A 13,488-nucleotide genomic window follows, 5' to 3' on the forward strand; every position below is an offset into this window, starting at 1 on the left:
TTCCGCACGCACAAGGCAGCCCTTGAAGAGCTGCCCGCCCTTCGTCCGGACGTGAAATACACCGCCACCTACTTTGATGCCTCCGTCCATAATCCCGAGCGTCTGACCCTGGACGTCCTGCAGGACGGTGAGAAGGCCGGCCGCGCAGGTTTTGCCGGTACCAGCGGACAGGGGGCCACCGCACGGGCCAGCAACTACCTTTCCCTGCAGTCGATGTCATCAGCCCCCAACCCAGGGACCGGCAAGGGAGGCACCGTCCGCCTCCGCGACGAACTCACTGGGGAAGAATTCGACTTCACGGCCGACATCATCGTGAACACCACCGGGGCGTGGGTGGACCTCACCAACGAAGCGATGGGTGCTGCATCATCCTTTATGGGTGGCACCAAGGGATCACACATTGTGCTGGATCACCCCGGCCTCCTCGCCGCCTGCCGCGGACGCGAAATCTTCTTCGAGCACACGGACGGCCGGATTGTCCTCATCTACCCCATGGGGGACCGGGTCCTGGTGGGCACCACCGACGTTGACGCGGACATGGCAGAGGACGCCATCTGCACAGACGGGGAAATCCAGTACTTCTTTGACCTGATCGGCCACGTTTTTCCCTCGATCAACGTCACAGCCGACGACATCGTGTACACCTTCTCCGGTGTGCGCCCCCTCCCGAGCCATGATGCCACCCAGCCGGGCTTCGTCTCCCGCGACTACCGCATCGAACGGCGGGCCTCCGGGGACAAGGGGAGCGGCGCCGTCGTCCTCAGCCTGGTGGGCGGCAAATGGACCACGTTCCGTGCCCTCGCAGAGCACCTGACCAATGACGTCCTCGCCGAACTTGGCGTCCAGCGCAAGGTGTCAACAGCCCAGCTTCCCATCGGCGGCGGCGCCGGCTTCCCTGCGGATGAAGCGGGAGAGCAGAAGTGGATCAAGGCGCATATGGCTGCCGGCCGGGACGCGGACCGTACCGCAGGTCTCCTGACCCGCTACGGGACCCGGGCCGAAGCGGTCATCGAATACCTCGACGCAGAACCCGACCAGCCGCTGCGGTCCACCAGGGAGCTCAGCGTCCGTGAGCTGGAGTTCATGGCGGCAAACGAGCAGGTGGGACACCTGGTGGATGTCTTCATCCGGCGTACCTCCCTGGCGTTCCGGGGGCTCGTCACCGGCGAACTTCTCAATGAAGTGGCGGAGGTGCTGTCCGGACCACTGAAATGGGACGCCGCAACCCGCGCCGCTGAGATCAAGCACGCCCAGGACGTGCTGCAGCGTCTCCACCGGGTGGAAACGCACAGCCTGGTCTCCTGAGGCCAGGCGGCCGGGCGCGCCAGTGCCCCGGCCCAACGGTCCTTCACCCGAAGAGGACCGACAACTAAACAAAGAAGGAGTCAAAGATGTCTCTAGGAATAGTCTTCCTCTCCGAAGTCTTTGGTACGGGCATGCTGACCCTGTTGGGTTGCGGCGTCGTTGCCAACGTGGCTTTGAGGGGGACAAAAGGCAACAACGGCGGTTTCCTGATGGTCACCTGGGGGTGGGGAATCGCCGTCTTCTCCGGCGTCTTCGTCGCCGCCAAGTCCGGTGCCCACCTGAATCCGGCCGTTACCTTGGGCCTGCTGATGAACGGCAAGGCCGAGTACGCTCCGGGGGTCGCTGTAGATTTCGGCTCCACCCTGACCTATCTCGGCGGCGAGATGGTGGGCGCCTTCCTCGGTGCCGTGGTTTGCTGGCTGGCCTACAAGCAGCATTTTGATGACGAGCCCGAGCCTGCCGGCAAGCTGGGTACGTTTTCCACCGGCCCGGCGATCCGTTCCACCCCGTGGAACCTGATCACCGAGATCATCGGTACGTTCGTCCTGGTCTTCGTGATCCTGACCCTGGGCGGCACCCCCTCGGGGCTTGGCCCGCTGGCCGTGGCACTCCTCGTGGTGGGCATCGGTGTGTCCCTTGGCGGCCCCACCGGATACGCCATCAACCCGGCCCGTGACCTGGGCCCACGCATTGCCCACGCACTGCTTCCCATCAAGGGCAAGGGCTCCAGTGACTGGAGCTATGCCTGGATCCCGGTGGTTGGGCCGCTCGTGGGCGGCGCCCTGGCCGGAATTGTTGCAAGGATCGTTCCAATCATCATCACTGCCGCCTCCTAAGACCCCGGCTAACAGTTCGAACAACAAGACAAGGACGTCATCATGAACCAGTACGTAATCGCCATCGACCAGGGCACCACCAGCACCCGCGCTATCATCTTCGACCACAGCGGCGCCATTGTCTCCTCCGGCCAGATGGAACACGAACAGATCTTCCCGCAAGCCGGCTGGGTGGAGCACGACGCCACGGAAATCTGGAACAACACCCGTGAGGTCATCGGCTCCGCGCTTTCCAAGGCGAACCTGACACGGCACGATATTGCCGCCGTCGGCATTACCAACCAGCGCGAAACCGCCGTGGTGTGGGACAAGACCACCGGCAAGCCGGTCTACAACGCCATTGTGTGGCAGGACACCCGGACCCAGGACATTGTTGATGAACTGTCCAGGGACGGCGGCGGGGACCGCTTCAAGCAAAAGGTGGGGCTGCCACTGGCAACCTACTTCTCCGGGACCAAGATCAAATGGATCCTGGACAATGTCGACGGCGCCCGCGAGAAAGCCGAGGCCGGGGACCTGGTGTTCGGCAACACGGACGCCTGGGTCCTGTGGAACCTGACGGGCGGCGTTGACGGCGGCGTCCACGTCACCGATGTCACCAACGCATCCCGCACGCTGTTCATGGACCTCGAGACCCTCCAGTGGGATGACGAGATCCTGGGCATCTTCGGCGTGCCGCGCAGCATGATGCCGGAAATCAAGTCCTCCTCAGAGGTGTACGGCGAGGTCCACGGATCCCAGCTGCTCCGCGAGACACCCGTGGCGGGTATCCTGGGCGACCAGCAGGCCGCCACCTTCGGGCAGGCAGCGTTCGACACCGGTGAAGCCAAGAACACCTACGGCACCGGCTGCTTCCTGATCTTCAACACCGGCGAGGAGATCGTCCACTCCAAGAACGGGCTCCTCACCACCGTGGGCTATAAGCTCGGCGACGCCAAGCCGCACTACGCCCTCGAAGGATCCATCGCCGTCACGGGCTCACTCATCCAGTGGCTGCGGGACAACCTGGGCATGATCAGCAGCGCACCGGAGGTGGAGACCCTGGCCGCGGCCGTGAAGGACAACGGCGGCGTGTACATCGTTCCCGCTTTCTCGGGCCTGTTTGCTCCGTACTGGCGCTCGGACGCCCGCGGTGCGATTGTGGGCCTGACCCGGTTCGTCAACAAGAACCACATTGCCCGGGCGGCCCTGGAAGCCACCGCGTTCCAGACCCGCGAGGTGCTGGACGCCGTCAACGCGGACTCCGGCGTTCCGCTGAGCGAGCTGAAGGTCGACGGCGGTATGGTCGCCAACGATGCCCTCATGCAGTTCCAGGCGGACATCCTGGGCGTTCCGGTGATCCGGCCCAAGGTCGTGGAAACGACCGCGCTGGGTGCCGCCTACGCGGCCGGTCTCGCCGTCGGCTTCTGGAAGGACCTGGGCGAACTGTCCGCCAACTGGTCCGAGGACAAGCGCTGGGAACCGCAAATGGACAAGGCGGAGCAGGAGCGCCAGCTGCGCCTCTGGAAGAAAGCCGTCACCAAGTCCATGGATTGGGTCGACGAGGACGTGAAGTAAAGTCCTTCAACCCCACCGGGCCGTCCTGGCTGTCCAGGCAGGACGGCCCGGTCAGTGCCCGCGAGCCCCTGCCAGGCCGCAAGTTCTCCTGCAGCACAGGCGCGGCATGCGCGGTGAAAGGGTACCCATGGCCCGGCTCTTGGAGCCGCCAGGAGTTCCCTGCACGTCGCAGCGGGGTGTTGCTATCCCAGTATTGATCCCCATTGAAATCCAACCACGCAGTAACTTCGATGTGATTGCCCGTGGCTGGACAGGGCAAACAGCGAGCTGAGCCGATGAAGTGGGGCCAAACCTAACCGGGTGGATTCTAACGATCACTGCCACACTTGAGCCTTTCAGGAGTTGCGATGGCGCTAGCCAAGAAACGGAAGCTGAACCCGGGCCCGGTGGCGAAAGCAGCCGAGCGTGCACACAATATTCGGCTCATGAAGCAAGGGACAAATCCAAAGAAATCTGCCAGGGCCTGTGCGTCCCCGGCCATCACATAGCCCTTTGGGATGCCCCTACCACCAGTTAAGCCAGAAGGTTCCGCGGCGGCCTGGTCCCGCATGGCCGTGGAACCACTCGCGATTAGGTAATCGCCCATGTCAACCAGGGCGTCGAGTGTGGCACGGTGCCGGCAGGTGCCGTCCTTGTTATCGATGAAGTTGGCTACATCCCGTTCGAGCAGGACGCGGCTGACCTGTTCTTCCACTTGGTCTCGTCCCGCTACGAACGTGCCTCGCTGATCCTGACCTCGAGTCTCCCGTTCGCCCGCTGGGGAGACGTCCTGGCGATCAGGTCGTCGCGTCGGCCATGATCGACCGCCTCGTCTGCCACGCCGAAGTCATGATCCTGAAAAGCTCCAGTTACCGCCTCCAACGGCGAACTTTTCGTCAATCGCCGACACTGGTGCCAGGACTGGGGCTTGGTGTGGTGTTTGTAACACGGTGGTAACGCGTGGGAGCGGTTGTGGAAACAAGCGGAGGCTAGGTTCTTTTGCGGGGCCACGCCCGTACATCGGAGTGGGCGCAGCGATGTGGATCCTTATGAGGAAGGTCTAGATTCGATGAATACCGGGGATACGGCGTGGGTTCTGGTTTCGGCAGCGTTGGTGCTGTTGATGACGCCGGGCCTGGCGTTTTTTTATGGCGGCATGACCCGTGCGAAGGCCGTGTTGAACATGATGATGATGAGTTTCGGCGCGATCGCTGTGGTCGGTGTCCTGTGGGTCCTTTATGGCTACTCCATGTCTTTCGGGACCGACGTTTTCGCCGGTCTGGTCGGCAGCCCTGGTGAAAAGTTTGGCCTCGCCGGGATCCTGTCCACGGGTGATGATATGCCGCTGGCTGGAACGATTCCGGAGATAGTTTTCGTCGGTTTCCAGGCTGTTTTCGCTATCATTACGGTCGCTCTCATCTCCGGAGCCATTGCAGACCGCACAAAATTCAGTTCCTGGTTGGTCTTCGCCGGGTTGTTCGCGACGATCGTGTATTTCCCCGTTGCACACTGGGTTTTCGATCTGAATAAGGACGCCTCGGGCAACGGCACGGGCGGGTGGCTGGGGCAGGGCCTCGGGGTGATCGACTTCGCAGGTGGTACGGCTGTGCATATCAACGCCGGCGCGGCGGGCCTTGCATTGGCGCTTCTGCTTGGGAAACGCAAGGGCTTCGGCAAGGACCCGGGACACCGTCCCCACAACCTGCCGTTCGTCATGCTCGGTGCCGGGCTGCTGTGGTTCGGTTGGTTCGGCTTTAACGCCGGTTCGGCGTTGGGCGCGAACGGTATCGCCGGTTATGCCTGGATCAACACCCTCGCTGCTCCTTGCGCCGCGGTCCTGGGCTGGCTGATTATCGAGAGGATACGGGACGGACACGCCACCTCACTCGGTGCGGCCTCAGGCGCCGTCGCGGGCCTGGTCGCAATCACACCGGCCTGCACTGCACTGACCCCGGTGTGGTCGCTCGTCCTGGGTCTGCTCGCCGGGGCACTCTGCGCACTGGCCGTTGGCCTGAAGTACAGGCTCAATTACGATGACTCACTCGACGTCGTCGGCGTTCACCTGGTCGGCGGAATCGCAGGGACCCTTTTCATCGGCCTCGCCGCTGACCCGGGGTCCCCCGCGGCCGGACAAGGCCTGTTCTACGGCGGGGGCTTGGAGCTGCTGGGCAAGCAAACCATCGGCGCCGGGTCAGTTCTGATCTACTCGTTCGTGTTGTCCTTCGTCATCGGCTGGGCCATTAAGAGGACCATGGGCTTCCGCATCCCGGTCCAGGATGAGATCGAGGGCATCGACGTCAGCGAGCATGCAGAGTCCGCCTACGAGTACGGAGGCGTCGGAGTCGCGGGCAGCTTTCAGCCGCTTCACGACCAGATTCAGCACTCGTTTAACAAAAAAGACCCCCACCGCCCTGGCGACGCCGGGAGCACGGCTAGGATCCAGTCATGAAGCTGATCACCGCCATTGTCCGCCCGGAAAAACTCGATGACATCCGAAGCGCCTTGGAAGACCACGGAGTCCAAGGTCTGACGCTCAGCGCGGCAAGCGGCTACGGCCGGCAACGCGGGCACACCGAGGTCTACCGGGGAGCCGAGTACACCTCCGACCTGCTGGCCAAGGTCCGTATCGAAGTCCTCACGACCAATGAACAGTACGAGCAGATCCTGGCCCTGATCCTCACCGGATCAAACACAGGGCGCCCTGGCGACGGCAAAGTCTGGATCACAGACATCCACGACGTCATCCGGGTGCGCACCGGAGAACGCGGACCAACAGCCATCTAAACCTCAACACGGCGGGTAACGGGGCTGTCTGATAAACGCGATAGGTAAGCTCTGGCCGGGTTTCACTCGTGGTTGGTTCGTTCGGGCCGGCCTGCGAGGATACTGGCGATCGCCTTTAGCGCTGGGCTGCACCTCATCAGCCAGCGTGCCCCTGCCCCCCGGTGGGATCACGGGCTCTGTTGACGAGATACAGGCATTTCCGCCCAGCGGTCTCCTTTGGAAAGTGCCCGGACCGCTGTCCTGTAGCGGGCGGAACGGGCCCGCGGGGAAAATTCACGCAGAAGCAGCAGCCTATGTCCTGCTGGCCTCGTTCGCCTTGGCAAGTTGCGCGCCGGGGTCGCCGATCAGCCGTTGCATGTGTTCGAGCAGATAGTGCTGTCCGGCTTCGGTTGGGTGATCGCCGTCGGGACCGATGAGTTCGTCTACCTGACCGGATATCCAGGATTCCGAGATGGGGTCTACGAACTGGGCCTTCGCGTTGGCTGCGGCCGCCTTTATTGCGTGGCGTACTTGAAGCCTTTCGGGCTCGGGTTCGGGAGTATAAGACGGCGGTCCGATGACGATGACACGGGCGTTGGGGGCGGTGGTCTTGGCAGCGTGGATTGTGGTTGTGGCCGCGTCGCGCACTGCGTCCGGGGCGTAGCCGATGTCATTTTCGGAGCCAAACAAGATTACGGTATCGGTGTCGGGAGTCACGAAGCTGTTGACCTGTGTGCCGAACGTCCCTTGGAAGTCTCCCTGGCTGAGGTAGCCGCTGACGTTTTCCGCCGCGTTAATGATATTGACGTTGCCCTTGAAGCGGGAGTCGGCGCCGAGCAGCGCTGGCCAGGCGAGCTGCGGAGAGGTCCCGCAACCGGTGCTCAGAGAGTCACCGATGACGACGACACGCATCGGCCGAGCACCCGTGCTGGCCGGGTGTGTCGGCACCGATGCACCTGCTGTCAGCGCGAGAACACAAAGGCCCGCAGCGGCCAACTGACGTCGCCTGGTGCCCATTTTGCCGATCCCGTCCCGTCCTGGATTACTTCTGCTCGATCTTCCATGTTCCACTATGAGTGTTTCGGGACTGTTTCGAACGCTCGGAGGTTCGAAGACTTCACCAAGACACGGCGGGAATGCAGTTCATTCGTGGTGGTGTACGGGGGGTGTCCCTATGCTTTTTGTCAAGCGGCTTGGGCGGGTTTCTCCTCGTAGAGAGTGCCGTTTCTGAGCATGGAGTAGATAACGTCGCAACGGCGCCGGGCCAGGCAGATGACGGCTGCGTTGTGTTTCTTTCCCTGGTCCCGTTTCTTTTGGTAGTAGGCCTTCGACGCCGGATGGTGGCAGCTGGCGATCCATGCGGATCTGAACAAGGCGTTCTTGAGCTGTTTGTTGCCGGAGCGGGCAGGGAATTCACCGCGGATCGAAGTGCCGGAGCGCCGTGTCACGGGGGCTATGCCGGCGTAAGCGGCAAGGTGTCCTGCGGAGGTGAAGGTGCCGGCATCGCCGATGGTCAGGAGTATCGTCGCTGCGGTCTTGATGCCGACTCCCGGCATGGACATCAAGACCTGGGAAAGAGGGAAGTCATCGAGGAGCTTTTCGACTTCTTCGGCCACGATGCCGCGCTGGTGTTTGAGTTCCTTGATTTGCGCCGCGACGCGGGGAATGACCAGTTCGACGGCTTCGGTGCCGATGACCGTGACGGTCTGCTCGTCCATCGCCGTGAAGACCGCGTCGACCAGGTTCACCGGGTCCTTCCGGCTGTGGTTCCGGGCCCAACGAAGCACATTGCCCCGGCCAGCGGCCCGCAGCCCGGTGGGTCCGGAGTACTTGATGAACAGCTCCAGGACCAGAGCGCGGGTCAGCACTGTTCCCGGGAAGACACGCTCCAAGGCGGGGAAAATCTGCAGCAGCAGGGACCGCAGACGGTTGATTGCCCTGGTGCACTCAGGGGTCAGATCAGCGTCGAATCCGGAGAGTACTTTCAGCCCCGCGAGCACCTCGCTGTCCCGGTCGACGGCCCGCAGCGTGTGCGGCATCGCACGCGCTGTCTCGGCGATGATGAACGCGTCCCGCGCATCCGTCTTGGACTTTCCCGGGTACAGGTCAGCGGCTTTGCGCATCGCCAGGCCCGGCAGGTAGGCAACAGTGCAGCCGCAGTCCCGCGCCACCGCTATCGGCAGCGCACCGATCGTGTTGGGCTGGTCCACGATCACCAGCACCCTGCCGTGCTCCTGCAGGCCAGTGAAAAGCTCGCGCAGTCGCGCCTCATCCTGCGGCAACGGCTTGTCAAAGACCCGTTCGCCGACGGCGTTCAACGCCGCGGCGTGATGCTCAGACTTGCCGACATCAAGCCCGCAGTAGACCTCGTACCCTTCGTCCATCCGGCGCTCCTTTGCACCACTCCTGGCCGCAGTCACGACACCCGATGCTGGCACCCACGTTACAAAGAGACCTGGCCCCACGGAAGGAGCCGGCCGTGTCCCTATCAGCAGTCAACGCGTGTCTCCGAACCTGGCGACAACACCCCCCGGATCATCAGTGACAGGGCAAGAAAGTCATACCAGGTCCAGCGACCAAATCCCCGGCCCTCGGGGACGGAATAAATGTAGCGGGGTCACGGGGTATGGGCTGGCCGCTCCCGGCTGACGAACGGCCACGTGGACCGCCGCGCCCGTACCGACTTTTGCCGGCTGGAGCAGGCAACGCCCCAGGCGCGGTTTCCACAAGTTGCCGGAGTGATGGCGTCAAGGAATTCCGCAGGAGCGCAGGTGCAGGGCGCGCGGGGCCTGGAGTGTTCATCTGATGCAGCCGTCCCGGGGGAGGAGCATCGATTCAAGCTTCCGTATGAGGCGTGCTGACCATGGACGCTGTAACAGTCCGTCTTCGAGTGCTCCCGAATTACGCAACATCGGCCTGATGTTATTATTCTTAGGTTTGCCTTACCTTTGCAATTTATTCCGGCGGGAGGATTCAAAGAGTACGGCGAAGCACCTTCAAACCCTTCGGCGGGGGCGACCTCGCCAGTCTTCCCGGTTCCAAGACCGGTGTGTCGTGTCCGTGAACAACCTGTCCCCTCCCAGTAGCTCCGGTACGGAACCGGAGTCCTCGAAAGGCCACTATGAACTTCCTCATCAAACCCGCAGCGGCCTTGGCCGCCGCCGCCGCCCTGCTGGCTCTTTCGGCTTGCGGGGGCGCCCCCACTGGGTCCGGAAGCGCCGGGTCCGCCACCGAGGGTTCCACCGCTGGCGCGGGGTCCGGGGGTGACAGCATTGTCGTTTACAACGCGCAGCACGAGAACCTGACCGGTGCATGGGTGGAGGCCTTCACCAGGGAAACGGGAATCAAGGTCACGCTGCGGAATGGTGACGACCTGGAAATGAGCAACCAGCTCACCGAGGAGGGGAAGAACTCACCGGCGGATGTCTTCCTGACGGAAAATTCCCCTGCGATGGTCCGCGTCGAAGGGGCAGGCTTGCTCGCCCCGGTGGACCAGGCAACCCTGGCCCAGGTGCCGGCACAGTACCGGCCCTCCACGGGAGACTGGACGGGCATCGCGGCACGCTCGACCGTTCTGGCTTACAACAAGAACAAGCTCACTCCCGACCAGCTGCCCAAGTCCTTGATGGACCTTTCGGACCCAGTCTGGAAAGGACGCATCGGCGCCTCCACCGAAGGAGCCGATTTCCAGGCCATCGTCAGCGCCATGCTTGCGCTCAAGGGAGAGGACGCGACGCGGAGTTGGCTTGAGGCGGCGAAAAGCAACTTCCAGTCCTACAAGGACGACACCCCGGTGCTCGCTGCTGTGAACGCCGGCAAGGTGGAGGCAGGTGTCCTCTACCACTACTACTCCTTCGTGGACCAGGCCCAGACCGGAGAAAACAGCAAGAACGTTGATCTCCACTACTTCAGGAACCAGGACCCCGGCGCGTTCGTCAGCGTCTCCGGAGGCGCCGTCCTGGCCTCCAGTAAAAAGCAGGCCCAGGCCCAGCAGTTTCTGAAGTTCATCACAGGCAAAGAGGGGCAGCAGGTCCTGCAGACTGGTGATTCCTTTGAATACACCGTGGGTTCCGACATGCCAGCCAATCCCAAACTTCTACCCCTCAAGGATCTTCAGGCACCTTCGGTAGACCCAGCCAAACTCAACAGTCAGAAGGTCACCGACCTGATGACAGAAGCCGGGCTCCTCTAACCCATCCTCTAACTCACAGGCAGGTCCACGGGGGTGCGGGGACCCGTGCAGCCGGCCCTGCCGGCCGGAGAAACGTATGATGAGGACTGCCTCCGGGGCACCGGATATCTTTGCGCGGGCCGTGCCCTTTTCTGGGTGGATACCAGTCCGGCCAAGGGGTTTTCGACGGGTCACAGAAAGCGGGGGAGTAAGTTTCTGAGGGTTTGTTCGCGGGGTCTCCGGATGCTGTGGTCGCGGGCCGGTACAGACTCGACACCCTAACCGGTCGGGCCCGACGGCCTCAGTGTTCCGGGCACGGTATGGCAACTGGACCGGGACGGTTTGAGCCGGAAATGCGGCCCGTGGCCACCCTCGTTCACTCCGCCCTGGTGACCCCCTCTGACGCCGGCCTCCGGCCTACTGTAGGGGTAATAGATATGCGCGCGAAACTTTTCGAGTGCAGCCCCTTTTACGTAGTTGGCAGGCAGGTTCCGCTCAGGTCGTCTGAAAGTATAGGTGTGCGTGGGCGGCGCACCGTTCGTTGAGACGAGCACTGCAGTTTGGGCAGGATGTGGTGGCCTGATAAGCGTGGATGGACATCTCGCCTTTGCAGACGCCGCACAGAACTGCTGGCTCCATCCACTGATTCCTTGGCCATGTTTGGGCCTGGTGATCTGCGTCTTCCTCGTGACAGAGGTGGCAGGGATAGTACCGAAGGCAACACTTGAACTTGATGGCTATGACATCTTTTTCGGTGTGGTAGTGAATGCAGCGGGTTTCGTCGTCCACGGTTCTGCCGAAGATCCTCATGGCACTGGGCTCGCTTACTTCATGCGGCGCACGAGGATGTCCGGGAAAGCCCGGTGGGCGGCCACCGCCGCAACGGATGCCACCGCGTCCTTCACGATATCGCCCGGGTAAAAGATCAGGTCACCGGCGAAGGCAGTCTGCCAGGAGAGCTTGAGGTTGACCATCATCCCGAGGACGCCGGGCAAGTGCGATGCGACCACGGTAACCACGACCGCAGCGAGGAAGAACCACAGACCGCGCCGCTTGGCCCGGACGCGCCGGATGATCTGCTCCGCGGCGATGCCAACGAGCAAAGCGGCCAGGAGGAAACCCACGATGTATCCGGCAGACCCGCCGGCGAGGACGGCCAGGCCGGCCCGGCCGCCCGAGAATATCGGCAGCCCAGCGAACGCAACAAGAAGGTAGAGCGCCACCGCGGCAGCGGCACGCGATCCGCCAAGGACAAGGCCGGTCACCATGACGGCGAGCGTCTGCAGCGTGATAGGCACCCCGAAACTACCGACAGGGACCCCTGGGACGATCGCCGAGACCGCGATCAAGGCCGCGAAAACGGCAACGAGAGCGAGCGACTGCGCGTCCCACAACATACGGGGCAGGCGGGGGCTGGTCTGGGCTGGCTGGGGTGGGGCCGGGTAGTCGGGTGACTCATGGTTCCTCCTGATGATATGGGCAGCGTTCTGTAAGAAGGCTACGCAGCCGCGCCAGGAACCGTTTTGTAGCGAACCCACCACCGCGCCGAGGATCTATGGATCGACCGCTACAAAGCGACGTTGGACTGCCTTGTCTCTGGGCACCCGAACTCATTCCAGGCTGGGATTTCTGAACACCAGCCGTTCGGCACAGTCTCTTCCGGCGGGGCTCCCCAGATGTTCCACACACCCTCCGTCAATATCTGCAGCACCCCGGTCAACCCCCGTAGCGGCCAGCGCCATCGGGGCCGTACGCAGCACGTGGCGCCGGGAGCCCGAGGCCAGCTACACCAGCTTTGTCAGCCCGCAGAGCAGCAGCACCACGGGCACCCGGGCCGCTCGCCAACGAAATCGAGGACACAGCCGGACGCTGCCGTCTGCAGCTGGGAAATCCCGGAACAGGTGAGCCTTTCAGCTGGGTAGGGCGGCGCTAAGAATCTGCTTCATTTTGTCGCGCAGGAACTTTTGTCCCTTGGCGCTGGGGTGTTCACCGTCCGGTCCGAGCAAAACGTCTGCGCGGTCGCTGAGCCAGTGGTCGGCTATGGGATCAATGAATTTCACCCCATATCCTGCGCGGCGGAAACCTCAGAGCTGCACACCTCGGCCAGCACCTGATCCGGCTCCTCGCTACCGGACAGCGGACCGATCGCGACAAGAGTGGCCTTGGGAGCCAAGGACGACGCGGCTCCGAAGGTTGACGTAACTGCCGCCTTGAGCTCCTCCGGATTTGCCCCCACGTCATTGTCGGATCCGAAGAACAGGATCACGTCGGTCTCAGGTGTCACTGCCGCCTGGACTTCCATCCGGAACGTGTCGCCCTCAACACCCGTGGCCAGGTAGCCGCTACCATTCTCGGCAGCATTAGTGATTTCAACCGCCCGCTTGCCGGGCAGGCGTACCGACGACTGCAAGAGTTTCGGCCACGCCTGGTTTGGTGACGTTCCCAGCCCCGTGCTCAGCGAGTCACCAATCACGACAATCCTGGCCGTGGTGTCCATAGACACCGTTTCAGATATGCCGCCTGCTGTGCTCGCGGTCGAGCGGGCCGATGCTGGTTGCCTGAACACAGACTGCGGGTGGACGCCGACGGGAGCACACGCACTCAAAACAACCAGAAGCGCAGCTCCGGCCGCATCGATCCGGCCGTCGTGAACCCGGGTCGATTGACCCCGACGTGGAACGGCATATACGGAGACGCTACCGGACGGAACAGGGCCGACAAGCCAGGACCCTGAGTCGATCGCGGCTCGGCGGCTGCATGGGGTGCTCAGCCGCCCGTGATACTGGGATCCACGACAGGGGCTCAACATGGGAACGACCAATTCTCCCAAACCGGGGGTCACGCTGCTACTTCTACTCCCGTTGTTTGAGCGCCGAT

Annotated in this window: 12 protein-coding genes and 1 pseudogene; 7 read left to right on the forward strand and 6 right to left on the reverse strand. The window is 62.9% G+C overall.

Going from position 1 to position 13,488, the window contains the following annotated elements:
• The 6 genes and pseudogenes from J2X98_RS18215 to J2X98_RS18240 all read left to right on the forward strand — a co-directional run.
• Positions 1-1,305 (forward strand): glycerol-3-phosphate dehydrogenase/oxidase (locus J2X98_RS18215; protein WP_307310944.1); only part of this gene is annotated, 1,305 nt, incomplete at its 5' end.
• Positions 1,306-1,391: 86 nt separating this feature from the next.
• Positions 1,392-2,141 carry an MIP/aquaporin family protein gene (locus J2X98_RS18220; protein WP_307310947.1) on the forward strand — a complete coding sequence of 250 codons (750 nt, stop codon included), beginning with the start codon at positions 1,392-1,394 and terminating at the stop codon, positions 2,139-2,141.
• A gap of 42 nt (positions 2,142-2,183) precedes the next feature.
• Positions 2,184-3,698: a glycerol kinase GlpK gene (gene glpK / locus J2X98_RS18225; RefSeq protein WP_307310950.1), complete on the forward strand. Its 1,515-nt coding sequence runs from the start codon at positions 2,184-2,186 to the stop codon at positions 3,696-3,698.
• 628 nt (positions 3,699-4,326) lie between these two features.
• Positions 4,327-4,634 (forward strand): annotated as a pseudogene (locus J2X98_RS18230) (ATP-binding protein); the annotation flags it as partial.
• 112 nt (positions 4,635-4,746) lie between these two features.
• Positions 4,747-6,126 (forward strand): ammonium transporter, encoded by a 1,380-nt coding sequence (locus tag J2X98_RS18235; RefSeq protein ID WP_307311128.1) that lies wholly within the window; start codon positions 4,747-4,749, stop codon positions 6,124-6,126.
• Positions 6,123-6,461 (forward strand): P-II family nitrogen regulator, encoded by a 339-nt coding sequence (locus J2X98_RS18240; protein ID WP_307310953.1) that lies wholly within the window; start codon positions 6,123-6,125, stop codon positions 6,459-6,461. Before J2X98_RS18235 ends, J2X98_RS18240 begins: the two co-directional genes overlap by 4 nt.
• A 291-nt stretch (positions 6,462-6,752) precedes the next feature.
• Here the strand turns inward: J2X98_RS18240 and J2X98_RS18245 are convergent, their stop codons facing one another.
• The gene (locus J2X98_RS18245; RefSeq protein WP_307310958.1) at positions 6,753-7,457 is read right to left on the reverse strand and encodes an SGNH/GDSL hydrolase family protein; all 705 of its coding nucleotides are present in this window, start codon (positions 7,455-7,457) and stop codon (positions 6,753-6,755) included.
• Positions 7,458-7,624: 167 nt separating this feature from the next.
• Positions 7,625-8,824 (reverse strand): IS110 family transposase, encoded by a 1,200-nt coding sequence (locus J2X98_RS18250; RefSeq protein ID WP_307310961.1) that lies wholly within the window; start codon positions 8,822-8,824, stop codon positions 7,625-7,627.
• 737 nt (positions 8,825-9,561) lie between these two features.
• Here J2X98_RS18250 and J2X98_RS18255 point away from each other — a divergent pair.
• Positions 9,562-10,632 (forward strand): iron ABC transporter substrate-binding protein, encoded by a 1,071-nt coding sequence (locus J2X98_RS18255; RefSeq protein WP_307310963.1) that lies wholly within the window; start codon positions 9,562-9,564, stop codon positions 10,630-10,632.
• Positions 10,633-11,106: 474 nt separating this feature from the next.
• On the opposite strand, the gene J2X98_RS18260 is transcribed toward J2X98_RS18255, so the two are convergent.
• The 4 genes from J2X98_RS18260 to J2X98_RS18275 form a co-directional block, all read right to left on the reverse strand.
• A complete protein-coding gene (locus tag J2X98_RS18260) occupies positions 11,107-11,421 on the reverse strand; it encodes a CHY zinc finger protein (protein ID WP_307310967.1) in 315 nt (104 codons plus the stop codon).
• A gap of 14 nt (positions 11,422-11,435) precedes the next feature.
• Entirely contained in the window at positions 11,436-12,008 is a 573-nt protein-coding gene (locus J2X98_RS18265; protein WP_307310971.1) for a biotin transporter BioY, read from the reverse strand.
• A gap of 513 nt (positions 12,009-12,521) precedes the next feature.
• Entirely contained in the window at positions 12,522-12,671 is a 150-nt protein-coding gene (locus J2X98_RS18270; RefSeq protein WP_307310974.1) for a hypothetical protein, read from the reverse strand.
• Positions 12,668-13,108, reverse strand: coding sequence for an SGNH/GDSL hydrolase family protein (locus J2X98_RS18275; RefSeq protein WP_307310976.1), 441 nt, complete (start codon positions 13,106-13,108; stop codon positions 12,668-12,670). Before J2X98_RS18275 ends, J2X98_RS18270 begins: the two co-directional genes overlap by 4 nt.
• Between the last annotated feature and the right edge of the window lie 380 nt (positions 13,109-13,488).

It is taken from the genome of Pseudarthrobacter enclensis, from assembly GCF_030811655.1.
In the GTDB taxonomy this organism is placed as follows: domain Bacteria; phylum Actinomycetota; class Actinomycetes; order Actinomycetales; family Micrococcaceae; genus Arthrobacter; species Arthrobacter enclensis_A.

Bases quoted from the DNA above. Each gene is read 5' to 3' on its own strand.
- J2X98_RS18235 (WP_307311128.1), top strand. From the start codon at position 4,747: ATGAATACCGGGGATACGGCGTGGGTTCTGGTTTCGGCAGCGTTGGTG.
- J2X98_RS18220 (WP_307310947.1), top strand. From the start codon at position 1,392: ATGTCTCTAGGAATAGTCTTCCTCTCCGAAGTCTTTGGTACGGGCATG.
- J2X98_RS18250 (WP_307310961.1), bottom strand. From the start codon at position 8,824: ATGGACGAAGGGTACGAGGTCTACTGCGGGCTTGATGTCGGCAAGTCT.
- J2X98_RS18265 (WP_307310971.1), bottom strand. From the start codon at position 12,008: ATGTTGTGGGACGCGCAGTCGCTCGCTCTCGTTGCCGTTTTCGCGGCC.
- J2X98_RS18240 (WP_307310953.1), top strand. From the start codon at position 6,123: ATGAAGCTGATCACCGCCATTGTCCGCCCGGAAAAACTCGATGACATC.
- J2X98_RS18245 (WP_307310958.1), bottom strand. From the start codon at position 7,457: ATGGGCACCAGGCGACGTCAGTTGGCCGCTGCGGGCCTTTGTGTTCTC.
- J2X98_RS18275 (WP_307310976.1), bottom strand. From the start codon at position 13,108: ATGGACACCACGGCCAGGATTGTCGTGATTGGTGACTCGCTGAGCACG.
- J2X98_RS18260 (WP_307310967.1), bottom strand. From the start codon at position 11,421: ATGAGGATCTTCGGCAGAACCGTGGACGACGAAACCCGCTGCATTCAC.
- glpK (WP_307310950.1), top strand. From the start codon at position 2,184: ATGAACCAGTACGTAATCGCCATCGACCAGGGCACCACCAGCACCCGC.
- J2X98_RS18255 (WP_307310963.1), top strand. From the start codon at position 9,562: ATGAACTTCCTCATCAAACCCGCAGCGGCCTTGGCCGCCGCCGCCGCC.